The following is a 16,637-nucleotide window of genomic DNA, read 5'->3' on the forward strand; positions in this document are numbered from 1 at the left end:
AGTAAGTTTATGTATCTAGTGGATTTTTCGAATTTGACGTTTGAAACAGCATCTCATTCAGTCGGGATCCAAACGTCAAATTCAATCCACTAGGAAGGCGCTTGTGCGGGCAAAATCGGTGATTTCGTGATGGAAGGTCTATCAACTTTGCGTCATATGCCCTAGATCATCCCACAATAGGATACAGATTGACACCAGTTGCCGCTGAAGTCCGGCGGCACCATATCCTTGTCGGTTTCGGCTGTCGGCGTTCGATGTTCTCCATGTGTCTTCCGCATGTGTATGGGCGATGGCCGGTCGGCTGCATTTGTGAAGGGCACAAAATGGAAAAAGCAGATATCGGGATGGTCGGCCTTGGCGTCATGGGTTCCAACCTGGCGCTCAACATAGCCGAGAAAGGCTACACGGTAGCCGTTTACGACCGCGATGAACCTGTGCTGAAAGCCTTCCTCGAAAAGGCTGGCGCGCTGCGCGACAAGATCGTGCCCTGCGCCACTTTCGAGGATCTGGCCGCGAATATCCGCAAGCCGCGCCCGATCATCTTCCTCATCAAGGCCGGTGCGCCGGTCGATGCCGAAACCACCCGTCTCAAGGCGTTTCTTGAGAAGGGCGATATCATGATCGACGCCGGCAATTCCGATTATCGCGACACGGTGCGCCGCCTGAAGGCGCTGGGGCCCAACGATCCGACCTTTGTCGGCATGGGCGTTTCCGGCGGCGCGGAAGGCGCGCGCCACGGCCCGTCGATGATGGTGGGCGGCACCCAGGAAGCCTATGAGCGCATCGCGCCGATCCTGCTGGCCGCTGCCGCCAAATACAAGGGCGAGCCCTGCTGCGCGCTGGTCGGACCCGATGGCGCTGGTCATTTCGTCAAGACGATCCATAACGGCATCGAATATGCCGACATGCAGATGATCGCCGAAATCTACGGCATCCTGCGCGACGGTCTTGGCCTCTCGGCTCCCGCCATCGGCGACGTGTTCGGGAAATGGAACCAGGGGCCGCTCAATTCCTATCTGATCGAGATCACCGCCAAGGTTCTGAAGACCACCGATCCCGACAGCGGCAAGGCCATGGTCGACATGATCCTCGATGAAGCCGGGCAGAAGGGCACCGGCCGCTGGGCCGCCATCGAGGCGCAGATGCTGGGTGTTCCTGCCACGGCAATCGAGGCGGCTGTTGCTGCCCGCTCGCTTTCCTCGATGAAGGCTGTCCGCGCGCTTGGCGCCGCAGCCTACAAGCCCGCCGCGCGCACGCTCGACATTCCGGATCACACAAGGTTCCTCGCCGATCTGGAACAGGGGCTTCTGGCCGGCAAGATCGCTGCCTATGCTCAGGGCTTCGCCGTCATGGAAGCGGCTTCGCTCGAACACGGCTGGAACATCCCGCTGGCTGAAACCGCCCGCATCTGGCGCGCGGGCTGCATCATCCGCTCGCAATTGCTGGACGATATCGCCCACGCCTTCGACGGAAGCGAAAGCCGCAATCTGCTGCTTGCACCGGCCTTCGTGGAGCGTATGGGCAAGGCCGTGCAGGGGCTTCGCCAGATCGTGGCCAAGGCCGCGCTTGTCGGGCTGCCGCTTCCGGCTCTGGGGTCGGCACTCAGCTATTTCGATAGCTTCACCCAGTCGCTCGGCACCGCCAATCTCATTCAGGGCCAGCGCGATTTCTTCGGCTCGCACGGTTTCAAGCGCATTGACGGGGACGGTGATTTCCACGGCCCCTGGGGCTGATATCTTTCGGTCCCTGACGGCCTGCAAATGGCGTCTTTCTGTGATCCGGTGCTCACGTACTTAATGTACGCTGCGCTCCGGTTCTCGAAAGCCATCATTTTCGGCACGTCATAAACCGAAATCTCATCAGCCCGTCGCGTTCGTCACCAACAAAAAAGCCACCCACCGGGTGGCTTTTTTGTTTTAGTCCGCCAGCACGAGCAGATCGTGCGAGGCGAAATGCACCGTCACCTTGTCGCCGCGCTGCAGCGGCGGATGGGTCGGGTCATTGAATGTGTCGAAGGAAAGCTGGTTCTTGCCGAGCGCGACGCGCGTTCGGATGACGGAACCGAGGAAATGCACGTCCTCGATGGTCACATCCAGCGACGTGTCGTGGCTCTTGCGCGCTTCAAGGCTGACCGCCTCCGGGCGTAGCGCCAGCGTCAGCGGCTTGCCCTTGGGATGATGGTCGAGCTTTTCCTGCACCGTGATCGTGCGGCCGTCCAGCTCGATGCTGTTCTGGCCCGGTTCGCTGACCGAGGCTTCCAGCATGTTGAGCGTGCCGACGAAGGAGGCGACGAAGCGCGAGGCCGGGCGGTTGTAGATGTCGAAGGGCGAGCCGACCTGGTCGGCGCGGCCCTCATGCATGACCACGATGCGGTCCGAGATCGACAGCGCTTCTTCCTGATCGTGCGTCACGAAAACCGTGGTGATGCCGAGCTTTTGCTGGATGGCGCGGATTTCCTCACGCAATGAAATGCGGATCTTGGCGTCGAGCGCGGAAAGCGGCTCGTCGAGCAGCAGAACCTGCGGCTTGGTGGCAAGCGCGCGCGCCAGCGCCACGCGCTGCTGCTGGCCGCCGGACATCTGGTAAGGATAGCGGTCCGCCAGATGATCGAGGCGGATAAGCTCCAGCATTTCCTTGACCGTGGCGTCGATTTCCGCTTTTGGCTTGCCTGCGACGCGCAGGCCGAACGACACGTTCTGCGCAACAGTCATGTTGGGGAAGAGCGCATAGGCCTGGAACACCATGCCGATATTGCGCTGGTTGGGCTTCAGGTCCACCACGTCCTTGCCGTCGATTTCGATGGCGCCGCTATCGGGCATCTCGAAACCGGCGATCATGCGAAGAACGGTGGTCTTGCCGCAGCCCGAAGGCCCGAGGAAGGAGACGAATTCGCCCTTTTCCACGGCGAGGTTGAAATCGTGGACGACGGTATTGGCGCCGAAGCTCTTTTTCAGGTTTTTGATATTCAGAAAAGCCATGAATGTTACCCGGCGGTTGTCTTGAATTTATTGAGGCGGGAAACGAGCTGCAGCATGATGATGCTGAGCCACGTTATGCCGAAGGAAATGATCGCCAGCGCCGACGGTTCGTAAGCGCGGTTGGCGCCGACGAGCTGCAGATAGGGGCCGAAGGCCGGACGGTTCAGAAGCGATGCCAGCGTAAATTCGCCGATGACGATGGCGAAGGTGATGAAGGCTCCGCTCATCACGCCGGAGATCACATTGGGAAAGATCACCTTGAACATGATGCGGCCCCAGCCGGCCCCGAGGCTCTGGGCGGCTTCCGTCAGCGTGTTGACGTCGATGGTGCGCATCGCCGTATCGACGGCGCGATACATATAGGGCAGCGACAGCGTCATATAGCCGAACATCAAGAGCAGATCCGTCGCCCGCGTCGAGGCGGTGAAGGGAAGCCAGGACGAGGAATTGTAGATGCGCAGATAGCCGAACACGATGACGATGGCGGGAATGACCAGCGGCATCAGCGTGATGAACTCCATCACGGGGCGCAAGTGCGGCAGACGCAGCCGCACCCAGTATGCGGTCGGCACGACGAGAAGAACGCCGAAAATGATGGTCAGAAAACCGAGCAGGATCGAATAGCCGAAGGTCGCCTGGAAATTCGGGTCGGAGAAAACGACCCGGTAGGCGTCGAAGGAATACTCGCCGCGCCGCATGCGCAGCGAGAATTCGAACGTGCCGATAAGCGGCACGAGGAAATAGATCGCGCCGATCAGGAAGGCGATCCATGCGCCTATTTTCTGCGTGATGGAGCCTTTCATCGCTGCCACCTTTCGGCGCGCATGCGCAGCCAGATATAGATGAGGTTCGAAACGCCGGTGATGACGATCATGCCGAGCGCCAGCGCATAGCCGAGATTCTGGTTATGCAGGACATCGCCGCGTATCTGCGCATAGAGCAGGATCGGCACGATATTGAGCGACGAGCCGGTCAACGCATAGGCCGTGGCGATGGCGCCGAAGGCATTGGCGAAGAGCAGAAGCGTGGTGCCGAGCAGGCTTGGCCACAGGATCGGAAAGGCCACCATGCGCCAGTATTGCGCATTGGTCGCGCCCAGGATCGATGAGGCTTCGCGCCATTCCTTCTTCAGGCCGTCGAGCGCGGGCGTCAGGATCAGCACCATCAGCGGTATCTGGAAGAACAGATAGGTCAGCGTCAGGCCGAAGAAGGAGAGCAGGTTGAAACCCGTCGAATAAAGATTGAAGCCGAACCATTCGCGCAGCAGGATGGTGACGAAACCGGTGCGCCCCAGCGTCGCCAGAAAGGCGAAGGCAAGCGGCACGCCCGCGAAGTTCGACGCCACGCCGGAAAAGGTCAGCACCGTCGGACGCAGCACACGCGGCAGGTTGCCGAGCACGACCGCCCAGGCCAGAAAGAAACCGATGATTCCGCCGCCGATGGCCGATGCAAGGCTGACCTTGATCGACACCCAGTAGGCGCTCATGATCTGGGGCTGGAACAGGTCCTGAATGTTCTGGAAGGTGAAATTTCCCGCCGGGTCCTGAAAGGCGCCGATGATGAGATACATCGTCGGCCAGATCAGAAACAGAATGGCGAACAGGAAAAACGGCGCCACGCCAAGCCAGGACAGGGGAAGCCGGCGTCTGCGCACTCCACTGTGGGGGGCTGTTGTTTCGGCTATTGAACTCATGCGTTCTTTCTTCAGAGGATGCCTGTCGAAACGGAACGTTCGGCCTGCTTTCGCATCGTCTCATCCGAATGAAACCGATGGGCCAACCTGTCGCGCCGTCCTGATGCAGTTCCCGTTGTGAGGCCCGCATCCAGCCGGATGCAGGCCGTCTCGATATCGCGCCGTCCGTTTGCGGCCGCCGCAATATTCATTCCATGCTTACTGGACGTTTGCGCCCACGACGCTGTCCCATTCCTTGGTGATCGTGGTCTGGGCGGCCTCGATCTGTTCCAGGGTCGGGAAGATGGCCTTTTCATAGGCGTCGGCAGGGGGCAGCTTGTCGAGCAGTTCCTGCGGGATCTTGCCGGCCTTCGCCATCGCGTTGAAGCGGATCGGATGGCAGTAGCCCTTCAGATAGCCAAGCTGGCCGTCATCCGAATAGATGTGCTCCATCCACAGCTTCGCTGCGTTGGGATGCGGTGCATAGGCGCTGATCGCCTGAACATAGACGCCCGCGATGACACCGGACTTCGGAATGACGGTCTCGACTTCCGGGTTGCCCTTGAGCGTGTCGCGGTCGGCGAGCGAATTGTAATCCCAGCGGACGACGATCGGGGTCGAACCCTGCGCCAGCGAAGCAGCCTTGCCGATGACCGGAACGAAATTGCCGTTGGCGTTCAGTTCCTTGTAGAATTCGAGGCCCTTCGTGCCTGCGGCTTCACCGGGTTCGGCACCGCGGGCGATACCGGCGGCATGAACGCCGAGAATGGCCTGTGCGGAAACGCGCGGATCGCCTGCAAGCGCGACGGAATTTGCATAGTCGCTCTTGAGAAGGTCTTCCCAGTCCTGCGGAATATCCTGGACGATGTCCTTGTTCACTTCGAACGCCAGAACGCCGTAATAGTCACCGTACCAGTAGCCTTCGGAGTCCTTGGCGCTGTCGGGGATCTCGTCCCAGGTGGCGACCTTGTAAGGCTGGATCAGGCCTTCCTTCTTGGCCGAGGCGCCGAATGCGAAGCCGACGTCGATCACGTCTGGCGCCTGCGGGCCCTTGTTGTCCTTGTTTGCCTTGATGGCCTCGACTTCGTCGCCCGAACCGGCGTCCGGGTTCAGTTCGTTGACCTTGAGGCCATACTTGTCCTTGAAGCTCTTGATGACCTCGCCATAGCCGCACCAGTCGTGCGGGAGCGCGATCGTGGTCAGTTCGCCTTCCGCCTTGGCGGCAGCGATCAGTTCGGCTGACGGTTCGGCAGCAGCGATGGAAACCCCGGCAACGGCAATTGCCGTCGAAAACGACAGCAGGCGCGCTGTGTATGCAAGCATTGTTTGACTCCCCTGTTCTAAGGTCCGGCGAACTTTTCCGGTCAATTCCGGCGCTCGCGCAATCCCGATACCCGCCCGATATGACGGTTGGATGACAGTTTGTGGCTTGTCACAAAGTGCCAGCGGCGGAAAGTGAAACACGTTTTCAGGCACTTAGCAATTCATCCATGTGGACGAATGGCATTTTTATGACAAGAAATGTGACAGAAAATTCGTTGCTGTCACAATTCCGTGGGAGGCTTTTCTCCCAACGACAACAGTTTGCCTCCGCGCGGCATGGGCGCCAGGGAAGCGGGGCCAAACGAAAATTTGCGAAAAGAATCGAAATTTCGCTGATTTCGTATGAAACTGCGGTGTACTCCATATCTCAATTGAGTTGAGACCCTAATGCCCTCCGCCGCCGCCGGCCACCTGCTTCGGTTTGCGCAGCAGGATGGCGCATACGGCAAGCGAACAGAACATCATGGTGAGGATGAAGAACACGTCCACGAAGGAGAGCAGGGTCGCCTGCTGGCGCACCATGCCCGACAGTTTGGCAATGGCGATGGTGGGGCCATCCAGACCGGCGGCATTATATTTGGCGGTCAGGTTGGCGATCATCCGTTCCGCTTCGGCATTGCCCCAGCGGACATGCTCGGCCAGGCGGTCGTAATGCATGTCGCCGCGGCGTGTCAGGATGGTGTTGATGACAGCCAGGCCGACGGCGCCGCCGAGGTTGCGCGTCAGGTTGAACAGGCCCGATGCGTTTTTCATCAGGGCGGGCGGCAGTGTGCCGAGCGCCAGATTGTTGATCGGCACCATGCACAGCATCAGCGAGCAGCCGCGCAATATCTGCGGCAGCAGCAGTTCGTCGAAATCCCAGTCGGCGGTGAGACCCGTGACCATCCACGTACCGGCGGCAAAGCCGACAAAGCCGATCATCATCATCAGGCGCGGGTCCATCCTGTTGGACAGGAAACCTGCCACCGGCGCGGTGAAGAACATGGCAAGGCCGCTCACGAACAGCGCCTCGCCGATCATCAGCGCGTCGTAACCGCGAATGCTGCTGAGATAGAGCGGATAAAGATAGGTCAGGCCATAAAGGCCGATACCCATCACGAAGGAGAAAACCGAACCGAAGGCGAAATTGACGTTCTTGAAGGCGCGCAAATCCACGATGGGCTGTTCAGCCGTAAAGGCGCGATAAAAGAAGACGATGCCGCCGACGGTCATGACGATGGATAGAAAGAAGATTGCTTCGTCCTGTAGCCAGTCATTGCGCGGGCCTTCTTCCAGAACATATTCCATCGAGCCGAGGAATGCGGCCATGCCGATGAGGCCCCACCAGTCGAACTTGCCGAGCAGCGAGTTGTCGCCTTCGTCGAAATCGATCAGGGTCCATGCGGCGATGGTGACGAAAATGCCGGGGCCGACATTGACCAGAAACAGCCAGTGCCAGGAGAAGGCGTGGCTCAGATAGCCGCCGATCGTCGGGCCGATGGTGGGGGCGAGCGTCGCCACAAGGCCGATCATCGGTGAGACGATGGAGCGCTTCGACGGGGGAAAGATGGTGAAGGCGGCTGCGAACACGCTCGGAATCATGCCGCCGCCGATAAAGCCCTGGATGGCGCGGTAGACGATCATCTGGTCGATATTGCTCGCGGTCGCGCAAAGCATACTGGCAAGGGTGAAACCGGCGGCTGAAACCGTGAACAGGACGCGGGTCGACAACAGGCGTCCGAGAAAGCCGGACAGCGGAATCATGATGACTTCCGCAATCAGATAGGCGGTCTGGACCCACGAGATTTCGTCCGAACTGGCGCTGAGGCCGGCCTGGATTTCCGCGAGCGACGCCGAGACGATCTGGATGTCCAGGATCGCCATGAACATGCCGAACACCATGGCCAGGAAGGCGATGGCTTTTTTCGGGTCGATGCGGTCTTCAGCCGGGGCCAAAGGCCCCATCGTCGTGTCTGAAGCCATGACGGCACACTCCGGAATGGAAGAGAATGGCGGCGCGAAATCCGTTTCGCCGCGCCGCCGTCTTTGATTTCAAGTCGCCTGCCGAATCCGGTCAGTCGGTTTTGTCTTCGGGCGCGGTGCGCGTATCGACGTCGACCACGACACTCAGGCCCGCGCGGATCTTGCCGGATTCGAGCGCTTCCTTCGGGATCATGATGCGGACCGGAACGCGCTGCACGACCTTGGTGAAGTTGCCGGTCGCATTTTCCGGCGGCAGCAGCGAGAACACGGCGCCGGACGCCGGAGCGATGGAGGCAACCTTGCCGTCGAACTTCGTGCCGTCGATGGCGTCGACATAGATATGCGCGGTCTCGCCGGTCTTGATATGGGCGAGCTGCGTTTCCTTGAAGTTCGCATCGATATAAAGCTGATCGACGGGAACGAGCGCGGCGATCTTCTGTCCGGGCGAAACCAGATCGCCCTTCTTTCCGGCCAGATTGCCGATCACGCCGTCGAAAGGCGCGCGCAGCGTCGTGAAGGAGAGATCGCGCGCAGCTTTGTCGCGGGCAAGTTCCAGAGATTTCGTGGAACTGGCCTTCTCCTTATATTGAGCTTCCAGCACAGTGACATTGGCTTTTGTAACCGCGATCTGCGCATCCGCGCCGGCCAGCTTGGCCCGCGCCTGGTCGAGCGAGGACTGGGCATTGTCGAGGTCGGCCTGTGCGACGAAACGCGTCTCGTGCAGTTTCTGCACGCGGGCAATGGTGTTTTGCGCGTTGATCAGCACGGCTTTGGCAGCCTGCTGGTCGGCATTCGCCTGGAGAAGCAGGGCCTTCGAGGCGTCGATTTCAGTCTGAATGCGCGCCAGCGTTACTTTTTGCGTGGCGAGCTTCGCTTCGGCGTCGTCAAGCGCGATCTGATAGTCGCCCGTGTCAAGCTGGAAGATCACCTCGCCAGCCTTGACGCGCTGGTTCGCAGTGACCGGAATATTCTCGATATAGCCGGTCACTTTCGGTGCGATGGATGCAATGTCGCCCTGCACATAGGCGTCGTCGGTCGACACCATGAAGCGCCCCACGGTCCACCAGTCATAGGCATACCAAAGCCCGCCCGCGACGGCGGCAACGATGACGCCGGGGAGGATGACGCGCTTGCCGAGCCCCTTCTTTTCGCCGCCCCTGGCCGCTTTTTTCGGAGCGGTTTCCTGCGGGGCAGGCGCGGTATGAGGCTGGGTTCTTTCGCTTGCCGGCAGTTCGGCTGTCGCCGGCTGGCTGGCGGAGGCAAGGTTCCGGGCATTCGGAAATGGACGAATATCGGCCTGTTCAACGGATTTCGGTGCGGACATAGGGAAACTTTCTATATATCCTGCGGACTGAACCGTTCGGTTCGATGTTGACATAGATCAATAAGATGCTCATATCAAGAGCATATCGAACCGATTGGTTCGAAAAAAGTTAAGAGTAGCTAAAATGAAACCCGATCGCAATAAAAGAGGGCCCGTGGAAAAGAAGGTGGATGACCGCAACCGGCACGATGAGACCGATCTCGGCCAGTCTGGCGGGGATTCGGGCGGCGGTCGGGCTTTCGGGGCCAAGCCCACCATTTGCGGTCACGACACCGAATGCGGTCGCACAAGGCTTGGCGCGGGGCAGGACCCGGCGAAGCGCCGTCAGATACTGGAAGGCGCGCAGGACGTTTTCCTGCGGATGGGTTTCGACGCCGCCAGCATGAACGACATCACGCGCGAAGCGGGCGTGTCGAAGGGCACGATCTACGTCTATTTCAACAGCAAGGAAGATCTTTTCGTCGCCTTGTGCGAACACTATCGCCACACGATGTTCGGCGAACTGATCGACACGCTCGACAAGGGTTTCGACAGTCGTCAGGGACTGGTCGATTTCGGCGTCGCGCTGGTGACGCTCATTACCTCCTCGACCGCGATCCGCGCCCAGCGGATCGTGCTCGGCGTGAGCGAGCGCAAGCCGGAGCTTGCGGCGCGTTTCTACGAACGCGGCCCGAAGCGCAGCCTCGTGGTGATGGCCGAATATCTCGACCGGATGATCAAGAGCGGCAAGCTCAAGCCATTCGACGCCGACCGGATGGCTTATCAGCTTTCCGATCTCTTCCTTTCGGGCCTCTACCGACCGCGCCTTTTCGGCGTTCTCGCGGAACCGCCGTCGGAAGAGACGATCCGCGGCAATATCGAACTTGCGGTCGATTTCTTCTACCGGGCCTATGGCAACGAGGAGGAAACTGTTCTGAAATAGAACAGTCGGATCGGGAATTATCCGAGCCTCACCAAAACTTTATCGCCAGACCGATTGAATCCTTGATTGAGCCTTAATTCGGCACCGCTTTTGTGGGCATTTCCTTGCCATGGATTAATTGCGGGTTGTCAAACCCCCATTTTTTTATCTCACTTATACAAGATTGAATGGTTCCAGGCGACGATTCGCCAACGTTTCGAACACAACTATAAATCGCCCGCCAGTACCAAGGACATTAGTTTAATGACACTCGATCTGATTCATTTTCCGAATTTCAAAAAGACATTTTTTGGCTCGTCTTTCCATGGTGATGCACTGGCTCTGCTGACACGGATACGCAACGAAACGGGCTGCCGTCACATCATGCACACCTATAAGGGGCGCATGGGCGAATGCGCGAAGGCCGGGTCCCCCGACCTGACGGTCGTCATGACCGTGCCGTCGAGCTGGGCCGCGCGCTATTCGGCCAGGAACTATTTCGTCATCGATCCGATCTTCCAGGAAGATGCGCCCTATTTCCAGAACGAGGCCACGGGCATCGTGCGCGATCTTCAGCAGGACGCCGATAAATGTCCAGCAGTCGAGGAACTGTTGCAGGACGCCGAAAAACACGGGCTTGGCAATATCTTCATCGCCGTCTCGGCCCGCGGCCACAAGGGGGCGGCGGGCTGTACGCTGTTCATGTTCGAGATCGAACCCGATCAGGATCGCGAACAGTTCGTTGCAAAGCTTCGCCCGCGGCTCCTGAGCCTGTCGGGCATCATTCATTCCGCGCTTTGCGGCCGCAAGGATGTGGCGACGGTGGCAAGCCTTCTTACCCCGCGCGAAATCGACTGCCTGCGCTGGGCGGCCAACGGCAAGACCGATGGCGAGATCGCCGAAATTCTCAGCATCGCGCGCTGGACGGTCGTTACCTATCTCCAGAACGCGAAGATCAAGCTCAACTGCTCGAACCGCACCTCGGCGGTGGCGACGGCGCTGTCGCTCGGCATCATCGAAATGCCGGAAGTGCAGCATCTGGTCGCGGCCGCAGGCACGACGATGTAGAAAAGATTCCGGAGCGGTTTCCGTCCTGACCGAAGTCGGGCCGCTCCGGTTTTAGAGCATGTCTCCCGAAACCGTTTCACACTTTTCGGGATGCGCTCTCGTCAGGCGCGTTTCTGGAGCGGCAGGCGGGCCATATCGAAAGCCCGGATGAGCCTCGCCGTGTTCCTGGCCGGATCGTCGTCGGCATTTTCGAAGGCGATGTGGTTCAGTTCCACGCCCGCGGTCCCGGCGGTCAGCGTCAGGCGGAAATAGGCGTAGACGCCCTGATGGCGGAACTCCATGTCGAGCACGATGGCCGGAGGCGACTGCCAGTCGCAGCGATATTCGCCGCCATGGCCGAGTTCCAGCGTACCGGGAAGGAAATAAAGTTCGGTCGCCGAGCTGACGATATCCGCGATATTGGCGAAAAGCTCGCAGCGGATGAAGGCGATGTAATCCGCCGGATCGACGAGACGAAGATCGGCTGCGATTTCGCGCATATGCCGGGCGATGATCGCTTCGCGTTCGTTTGAAAATTGCAGGCTCTTCATCGCGTACCACCGATCCGGAAGAACTGGATATTATATTTCAGCATAAACTAAAATAACTCGGCTATCATTATTGTATCGCATGTCGTGCGTTTATCACACGGATAAGTTCGGCAACCGCCTTATAGAATTCAGGCGCGATCATCTGGTCTATATTGACCTGTTTGTAAAGAGCGCGGGCCAATTGTACATCCTCGAATATCGGGATCGAATGCTGCGTCGCGATCTCTCTTATCTTGAGTGCGATCAAATCTTGTCCCTTTGCCACGACAACTGGTGCTGCGTCCTGATTGGGCTTGTAGCGCAGCGCCACGGAAAAATGGGTCGGGTTTGCGACGATGAGCGTTGCCGTGGGCACGGTATTGATCATGCGGCGGCGGGCGCGGTCGCGGCCGAGCGAGCGCAGGCGCGACTTGACCAGCGGATCGCCTTCCGACTGTTTCAGTTCGTCCTTGACCTCCTGGCGGGTCATGCGCAGTTCCTGGCGCCAGTGAATGCGCGACCATGCAAGGTCGAACGCGGCGATGGCCGCAATCGCCAGCACGTTGGCGACGAGCAGGCGCACGATGTTTTCGCGCAGGAATTCCGGCAGCGCGCCCGGATCGGAGGCGATGGCGTCGGAAAAAAGGCTGTTACCCTTGAAGAAGACGAAAAAGACGATGAGGCTCGCCGCCAGAAACTTGGTCAGCGATTTTCCGAACTCGACCTGACCGGCGCGCCCGAAGATGCGCTGCCAGCCCTTGACGGGCGAGATGCGCGAGGCCTGAGGCCGGATGCGCTCGCCGACGAAGCGCGGCGCATTCTGGAGCGCGGAGGCGGCGACGCCTGCCAGCGGAATGATGATGAAGACGGGCGCAAGCGCGGCGCCGACCGCCAGCGCCAGCACGCCGAACAGGCGGCTTGCATCTTCCGCGCTGTTGAGAAGCCAGTCCTCGGGGCGGTCGATCAGTTCGCGCAGGAAGATGGCGAGCTTTGCGGTGGCGGGCGCGGCGACGAAGAGGGCTATGACCAGAAAGGAGGCGATGCCCGCAAGGATCGGCGTCTCGCGGGAAAAGGGCATGTTGCCCTTGTCCAGTGCGTCGCGGACCTTCTGCTCGGTGGCTTCTTCTGTCTTGCTATCCTTGTCAGTATCATCTGCCATGGGGCACGGTCACACGCGATCAGGTTTCGCTTGCTTCGAGCGTGATGATGCCGCGCTCGGACAGGTCGATGGCGATACGGGCGATGGCGCGGCGCGCATCGGTGATGTTCTGTGCGGTTATGTTGCCCTGTTCCGCGCCGAGTTCGGTCTCGACCATGCGGCGTCCGCGCGTCGAGAGCGAGGAGAGAACCAGTTCCTGAAGCCTCGTATCGACGCCGCGAAGCGCGGTCGCGATCTGTTCGGTCTGCACTTCATCGAAGAGCAGCAGCCGCGCGCGCTGCGACAGGCGCTCGATATCCTCGAAGGTGAAGAGCTTGGCCTTGATGCGGTTGAGATCGTCGCGATTGAGGTCTTCGAGGCTCGCCATGAGTTCTTCCATCTCGTTTCTGTCGAGCTGGTTGAAGATATTGGCGATCTGGCCGTGATGGGCCTTGACCGGCCCGGCATCGCTGCGGCCCAGAAGATCGCGCCGCAGCACGTCTTCGAGAAGTTCCGCCGCCGCCGGCGCGACATTGCCGATATGGAGCGAACGCTGCACCACGGCATTGCGCAGTTGCGGCGGCAGGGCCACAAACAGCCGGGCAGCGAGGTCGGACGGCAATTTCGATACGATATAGGCGATGATCTGCGGATGCTGGTCGGTGAGATAGGCTTGCAGGCTTTCCACCGGCAGGCGTCCAAGCTGCACCCAGACCGATTCCTGCACGAGCTGCGGCTGGACGCGGTCTTCGAGCACGGCTTCGACTTCTTCCTGCGGCAGCGTTTCGCGCAGAAGTCCCTCAAAGCGCTGGGCGGCTTCCGAAACCGGCGCGCCCTCGGCAAAGCGGTCCTCGAACTGCTTGACGAGCTGTTCGAAATCGAGCGGTGAAATAGGCTCCAGCGTACGGGCATGACCGGCAAGCTTGCGCAGGTCCTCGGCATTGAAATGCTTGAGAAGCCGTGCGGCAGCGGGGCGTCCGATGGCCACGAGGATCGCCGCCGCCTTTTGCGGGCCGGTCAGCGTATCGACCAGTCCGTCAGCCCCGTCTTCCATGAGGGCCTGCTGTTCATTGTCGGCCATGGTCACGTCCGTTACTTGCCGATGATTTCGGTGAGGCTGACGCCAAATCGCGAGGAATCGTCTTCGAGAACGATTACCTCACCGCGCGCGATCACCCGGCCATTGACCACGATGTCGACCGGATCGCCGATCTGCTTGTCGAGCGTGATGACCGCGCCGCGTCCAAGTTTCATCAGGTTGGCGACCGGCATGGTCGTGCCGCCCAGAACCACCTGCACATCGACCGGGATGCCCATGATGAGTTCGAGATTGGGCTTGGATGGGCCTTTGTGGGAACTGCGCGGCTTTTCCTCGCGCAATTCCTCAATGGCTTCGTCCAGTTCCTGCTGCATGTTCTTGTCCTCGGTTTCTTCGCTCATGCCTGACCTGCCAGATCGACGGTTGCCTTCCTGACCGTGCGGCGCACGAAGACCGGCAGGGCGTTCTTTTCTTTCGGCATGGTTTCGGCGGCGGTGGCGATTTTTTCCTGCCGTCGCGGCGTGTTGTCGGCGACATTGCGCGCATGGCGCATGTCACGGGTCAGCGCCTTGCGCAGCCGGTTCAATTCCTCGATTGCCTCTTCCATTTCGCGGCGCACGCGCTGCGTTTCGGCAAGCCGGGCTTCGAGCTTGTTATTCTCGTCGCTCAGGTCGGTGCGCTCGCTCTGGATGGCCTTGACGGCGCGTTCCAGCCCGTTGGAAGCGGCGGCGACCCGCAGCGCCAGCACCTTGCCGAGCTTGATCGTCTCGTTGGCCTTGCGGCCCACCACGACAAGCGCGGCGAGCGAGGCAAGCGCCATCAATGTGGAAAGCACGTTAGCCAGCAACAAGCTCATCGATGAAATCCTCTTCCTGATTGACCGGGTCGCCGACCTTGACCGTGAAATGAGTGCCCGATTTGCCGAGCGTGCATTTGAAAAGCTGCTGGTCGCCCGCGCGCAGCCGTACCTGTTCCATGGCGTCCACGGGCAATTTCAGAACCTGCCCGATTTCCAGCGCCGACAGCGCGTCCAGCGTCATCGACCCCTGCTGTATGAACGCTTCAAGCTCGATGCGCGCGCGGCTGACTTCCTGCCGCATTCTTTTCGCCCAGGCCGGATCGGCCCGGTCCATCGGGCGGCGAAGGAAAGCCGCCACCGCATCCTGCATCGGCTTGTGGGTGGTGCGCGGCAGAAGAAGATGGGCGTGGCCGGTCTTGCCTGCGGCCGTGACGTCGATGCGGCAGGCAAAAAGACGCGAGCGATCGAAATTCTCGCGGTCGAATTCCGCCGTGTCCGTGCAGTCGCCATGCGCGAAAAGCGGTGCGCTGGCACCGGCATTGAAGACACGATCCAGCGCGCCGGTCACATGGCCGGCGAGAAGGTTCGCGACCTTCTGCTCCAACATGCCGAAAGGCCGGTCCGCATCGACGGGACCGTGATTGCCCTGCGCGCCGAACATCGCTTCGATCACCGAGAAGACGAGGACCGCATCGACGGTGAGATAGAGCTGGCAGCCCCAGCGCTCCGCCGTCAGGGGCGCGACGACCGCGGCCCGGTCGAGAATATCGTTGAAGGCCGCGTCGTCGGCGTTTTCCACCTGACCGGCTTCCACGTCGAAGGCGGCGGCCGATCCCTGTTTCAGTCGTTCGCAGAAATGCGTCGAGGCATCCTTGAACACATGGGCGAGCGATTTCAGATCGTCGCCGGAAAGGCCGGCCGCGCGCAGCAGGTTTTCGGCCAGAACGTCATTCTTGCGGTTTTGCCCCAAAACGGCTGTTTCGGCGGCTGTTTCGACTGTGGTCATCTTATGCCGCCTGCTGGGTCGGCGCGCTCGCCATGGTTTCCTGCTCGACCACGTCGATGGTCGGGCGGTCATGGGCGGAGATGGTCTTGCGGCCATATTCCACCGCGATCTGCGGCAGCGAGCCGTTCATATAGGCAAGCAGCGTCTGCTTCACGACGATATAGAGGCGGTTCTTCTTTTCGCGGGTCGATTTGATCTTGTTGGCGATGGGACCAACCACGCCATAGGAAAAGAAGATACCGGCGAAGGTGCCGACGAGTGCCGCGCCGATCAAATGCCCCAGCACTTCCGGCGACTGGTCCAGCGCCCCCATGGCCTTGATGACGCCGAGAACGGCGGCGACGATGCCGAGCGCGGGCAGGGCTTCGGAAATGCTGACCATCGCATGGTAGGGCTTCAGCCTGTCGCGGGCGATGGTGTGGATTTCCTCGTCCATCAGCGCCTCGATCTCGTGCGAGCGCACATTGCCGACGATGATCAGGCGGCAGTAGTCGCAGATGAAATTGGTGAGGTCCTCGTTCTTCAGCACACTTGGATAGGCGCGGAAGATCGGAGATTCCTGCGGATTGTCGATATGCACTTCCACTTCGTTGCGCGATTTGGCGCGCAGTTCGCGCATCAGGCTGTAGAGCACGCCCAGAACGTCGAGATAGTCGCGCTGTTTCGGCACGGCATTGCTGAAGGCTTCCACGCAGGCGCGGCCTGTGTCCTTCACGAGCGAAAACGGGTTGGCGACGAAGAAAGTGCCGAGCGCGGCGCCCAGAATGATCACGAATTCCCACGGCTGGATGAGCACGCCGACGTGTCCGCCCATGGCGATGAAGCCGCCCAGCATACAGCCCAGTGTGATGACGAGACCGACGATAATGCCCAAGGCTGGAGACTCCCGCATAGTTTCTCTTTGCCGGGACCCTAAGT

The 16,637-nt window shown here is 60.2% G+C and carries 17 protein-coding genes; 3 read left to right on the forward strand and 14 right to left on the reverse strand.

Going from position 1 to position 16,637, the window contains the following annotated elements:
• Positions 1-323 precede the first annotated feature (323 nt).
• Positions 324-1,733 (forward strand): NADP-dependent phosphogluconate dehydrogenase, encoded by a 1,410-nt coding sequence (gene gndA / locus FHS76_RS19165; protein WP_183656737.1) that lies wholly within the window; start codon positions 324-326, stop codon positions 1,731-1,733.
• Positions 1,734-1,916: 183 nt separating this feature from the next.
• On the opposite strand, the gene FHS76_RS19170 is transcribed toward gndA, so the two are convergent.
• The 7 genes from FHS76_RS19170 to FHS76_RS19200 form a co-directional block, all read right to left on the reverse strand.
• Positions 1,917-2,978 carry an ABC transporter ATP-binding protein gene (locus tag FHS76_RS19170; protein WP_183656740.1) on the reverse strand — a complete coding sequence of 354 codons (1,062 nt, stop codon included), beginning with the start codon at positions 2,976-2,978 and terminating at the stop codon, positions 1,917-1,919.
• Positions 2,979-2,983: 5 nt separating this feature from the next.
• Positions 2,984-3,781: an ABC transporter permease gene (locus tag FHS76_RS19175; protein ID WP_183656743.1), complete on the reverse strand. Its 798-nt coding sequence runs from the start codon at positions 3,779-3,781 to the stop codon at positions 2,984-2,986.
• Entirely contained in the window at positions 3,778-4,671 is an 894-nt protein-coding gene (locus FHS76_RS19180; RefSeq protein ID WP_183656745.1) for an ABC transporter permease, read from the reverse strand. The genes FHS76_RS19175 and FHS76_RS19180 overlap by 4 nt, the downstream gene beginning before the upstream one ends.
• An 11-nt stretch (positions 4,672-4,682) precedes the next feature.
• A complete protein-coding gene (locus FHS76_RS19185; RefSeq protein WP_183656748.1) occupies positions 4,683-4,862 on the reverse strand; it encodes a hypothetical protein in 180 nt (59 codons plus the stop codon).
• Between the two features lie 7 nt (positions 4,863-4,869).
• Entirely contained in the window at positions 4,870-5,973 is a 1,104-nt protein-coding gene (locus tag FHS76_RS19190; RefSeq protein ID WP_183656751.1) for an ABC transporter substrate-binding protein, read from the reverse strand.
• Positions 5,974-6,357: 384 nt separating this feature from the next.
• Positions 6,358-7,935 carry a DHA2 family efflux MFS transporter permease subunit gene (locus FHS76_RS19195; RefSeq protein WP_183656755.1) on the reverse strand — a complete coding sequence of 526 codons (1,578 nt, stop codon included), beginning with the start codon at positions 7,933-7,935 and terminating at the stop codon, positions 6,358-6,360.
• A 91-nt stretch (positions 7,936-8,026) separates the two neighbouring features.
• Positions 8,027-9,259 carry an HlyD family secretion protein gene (locus FHS76_RS19200; RefSeq protein ID WP_183656758.1) on the reverse strand — a complete coding sequence of 411 codons (1,233 nt, stop codon included), beginning with the start codon at positions 9,257-9,259 and terminating at the stop codon, positions 8,027-8,029.
• A gap of 124 nt (positions 9,260-9,383) precedes the next feature.
• Between FHS76_RS19200 and FHS76_RS19205 the strand changes: the two genes are divergently transcribed.
• A complete protein-coding gene (locus FHS76_RS19205; protein ID WP_183656761.1) occupies positions 9,384-10,181 on the forward strand; it encodes a TetR/AcrR family transcriptional regulator in 798 nt (265 codons plus the stop codon).
• A gap of 243 nt (positions 10,182-10,424) precedes the next feature.
• Positions 10,425-11,228, forward strand: coding sequence for a helix-turn-helix transcriptional regulator (locus FHS76_RS19210; protein ID WP_183656764.1), 804 nt, complete (start codon positions 10,425-10,427; stop codon positions 11,226-11,228).
• A 101-nt stretch (positions 11,229-11,329) separates the two neighbouring features.
• Here FHS76_RS19210 and FHS76_RS19215 read toward each other — a convergent pair whose 3' ends face one another.
• The 7 genes from FHS76_RS19215 to motA all read right to left on the reverse strand — a co-directional run bounded on the left by FHS76_RS19215 (position 11,330) and on the right by motA (position 16,593).
• Positions 11,330-11,758 (reverse strand): hypothetical protein, encoded by a 429-nt coding sequence (locus tag FHS76_RS19215; protein ID WP_183656767.1) that lies wholly within the window; start codon positions 11,756-11,758, stop codon positions 11,330-11,332.
• A 67-nt stretch (positions 11,759-11,825) separates the two neighbouring features.
• On the reverse strand, positions 11,826-12,896 hold the full coding sequence (flhB, locus tag FHS76_RS19220) for a flagellar type III secretion system protein FlhB (protein ID WP_183656770.1): 1,071 nt from the start codon (positions 12,894-12,896) through the stop codon (positions 11,826-11,828).
• Positions 12,897-12,915: 19 nt separating this feature from the next.
• Positions 12,916-13,956, reverse strand: a complete 1,041-nt coding sequence (locus FHS76_RS19225; protein WP_183656773.1) for a flagellar motor switch protein FliG — start codon at positions 13,954-13,956, stop codon at positions 12,916-12,918.
• 11 nt (positions 13,957-13,967) lie between these two features.
• Entirely contained in the window at positions 13,968-14,315 is a 348-nt protein-coding gene (gene fliN, locus FHS76_RS19230) for a flagellar motor switch protein FliN (RefSeq protein WP_183656776.1), read from the reverse strand.
• Positions 14,312-14,770: a BAB2_0123 family type IV secretion system effector gene (locus tag FHS76_RS19235; protein WP_183656779.1), complete on the reverse strand. Its 459-nt coding sequence runs from the start codon at positions 14,768-14,770 to the stop codon at positions 14,312-14,314. Before FHS76_RS19235 ends, fliN begins: the two co-directional genes overlap by 4 nt.
• Entirely contained in the window at positions 14,751-15,719 is a 969-nt protein-coding gene (locus tag FHS76_RS19240; protein ID WP_183656782.1) for a FliM/FliN family flagellar motor switch protein, read from the reverse strand. Before FHS76_RS19240 ends, FHS76_RS19235 begins: the two co-directional genes overlap by 20 nt.
• Position 15,720: 1 nt before the next feature.
• Positions 15,721-16,593 (reverse strand): flagellar motor stator protein MotA, encoded by an 873-nt coding sequence (motA, locus tag FHS76_RS19245; RefSeq protein ID WP_328700542.1) that lies wholly within the window; start codon positions 16,591-16,593, stop codon positions 15,721-15,723.
• Positions 16,594-16,637 lie beyond the last annotated feature (44 nt).

This window comes from Brucella daejeonensis, assembly GCF_014199265.1.
Taxonomy (GTDB): domain Bacteria; phylum Pseudomonadota; class Alphaproteobacteria; order Rhizobiales; family Rhizobiaceae; genus Brucella; species Brucella daejeonensis.

Bases quoted from the DNA above. Each gene is read 5' to 3' on its own strand.
- gndA (WP_183656737.1), top strand. From the start codon at position 324: ATGGAAAAAGCAGATATCGGGATGGTCGGCCTTGGCGTCATGGGTTCC.
- FHS76_RS19170 (WP_183656740.1), bottom strand. From the start codon at position 2,978: ATGGCTTTTCTGAATATCAAAAACCTGAAAAAGAGCTTCGGCGCCAAT.
- FHS76_RS19175 (WP_183656743.1), bottom strand. From the start codon at position 3,781: ATGAAAGGCTCCATCACGCAGAAAATAGGCGCATGGATCGCCTTCCTG.
- FHS76_RS19180 (WP_183656745.1), bottom strand. From the start codon at position 4,671: ATGAGTTCAATAGCCGAAACAACAGCCCCCCACAGTGGAGTGCGCAGA.
- FHS76_RS19185 (WP_183656748.1), bottom strand. From the start codon at position 4,862: ATGAATATTGCGGCGGCCGCAAACGGACGGCGCGATATCGAGACGGCC.
- FHS76_RS19190 (WP_183656751.1), bottom strand. From the start codon at position 5,973: ATGCTTGCATACACAGCGCGCCTGCTGTCGTTTTCGACGGCAATTGCC.
- FHS76_RS19195 (WP_183656755.1), bottom strand. From the start codon at position 7,935: ATGGCTTCAGACACGACGATGGGGCCTTTGGCCCCGGCTGAAGACCGC.
- FHS76_RS19200 (WP_183656758.1), bottom strand. From the start codon at position 9,259: ATGTCCGCACCGAAATCCGTTGAACAGGCCGATATTCGTCCATTTCCG.
- FHS76_RS19205 (WP_183656761.1), top strand. From the start codon at position 9,384: ATGAAACCCGATCGCAATAAAAGAGGGCCCGTGGAAAAGAAGGTGGAT.
- FHS76_RS19210 (WP_183656764.1), top strand. From the start codon at position 10,425: ATGACACTCGATCTGATTCATTTTCCGAATTTCAAAAAGACATTTTTT.
- FHS76_RS19215 (WP_183656767.1), bottom strand. From the start codon at position 11,758: ATGAAGAGCCTGCAATTTTCAAACGAACGCGAAGCGATCATCGCCCGG.
- flhB (WP_183656770.1), bottom strand. From the start codon at position 12,896: ATGGCAGATGATACTGACAAGGATAGCAAGACAGAAGAAGCCACCGAG.
- FHS76_RS19225 (WP_183656773.1), bottom strand. From the start codon at position 13,956: ATGGCCGACAATGAACAGCAGGCCCTCATGGAAGACGGGGCTGACGGA.
- fliN (WP_183656776.1), bottom strand. From the start codon at position 14,315: ATGAGCGAAGAAACCGAGGACAAGAACATGCAGCAGGAACTGGACGAA.
- FHS76_RS19235 (WP_183656779.1), bottom strand. From the start codon at position 14,770: ATGAGCTTGTTGCTGGCTAACGTGCTTTCCACATTGATGGCGCTTGCC.
- FHS76_RS19240 (WP_183656782.1), bottom strand. From the start codon at position 15,719: ATGACCACAGTCGAAACAGCCGCCGAAACAGCCGTTTTGGGGCAAAAC.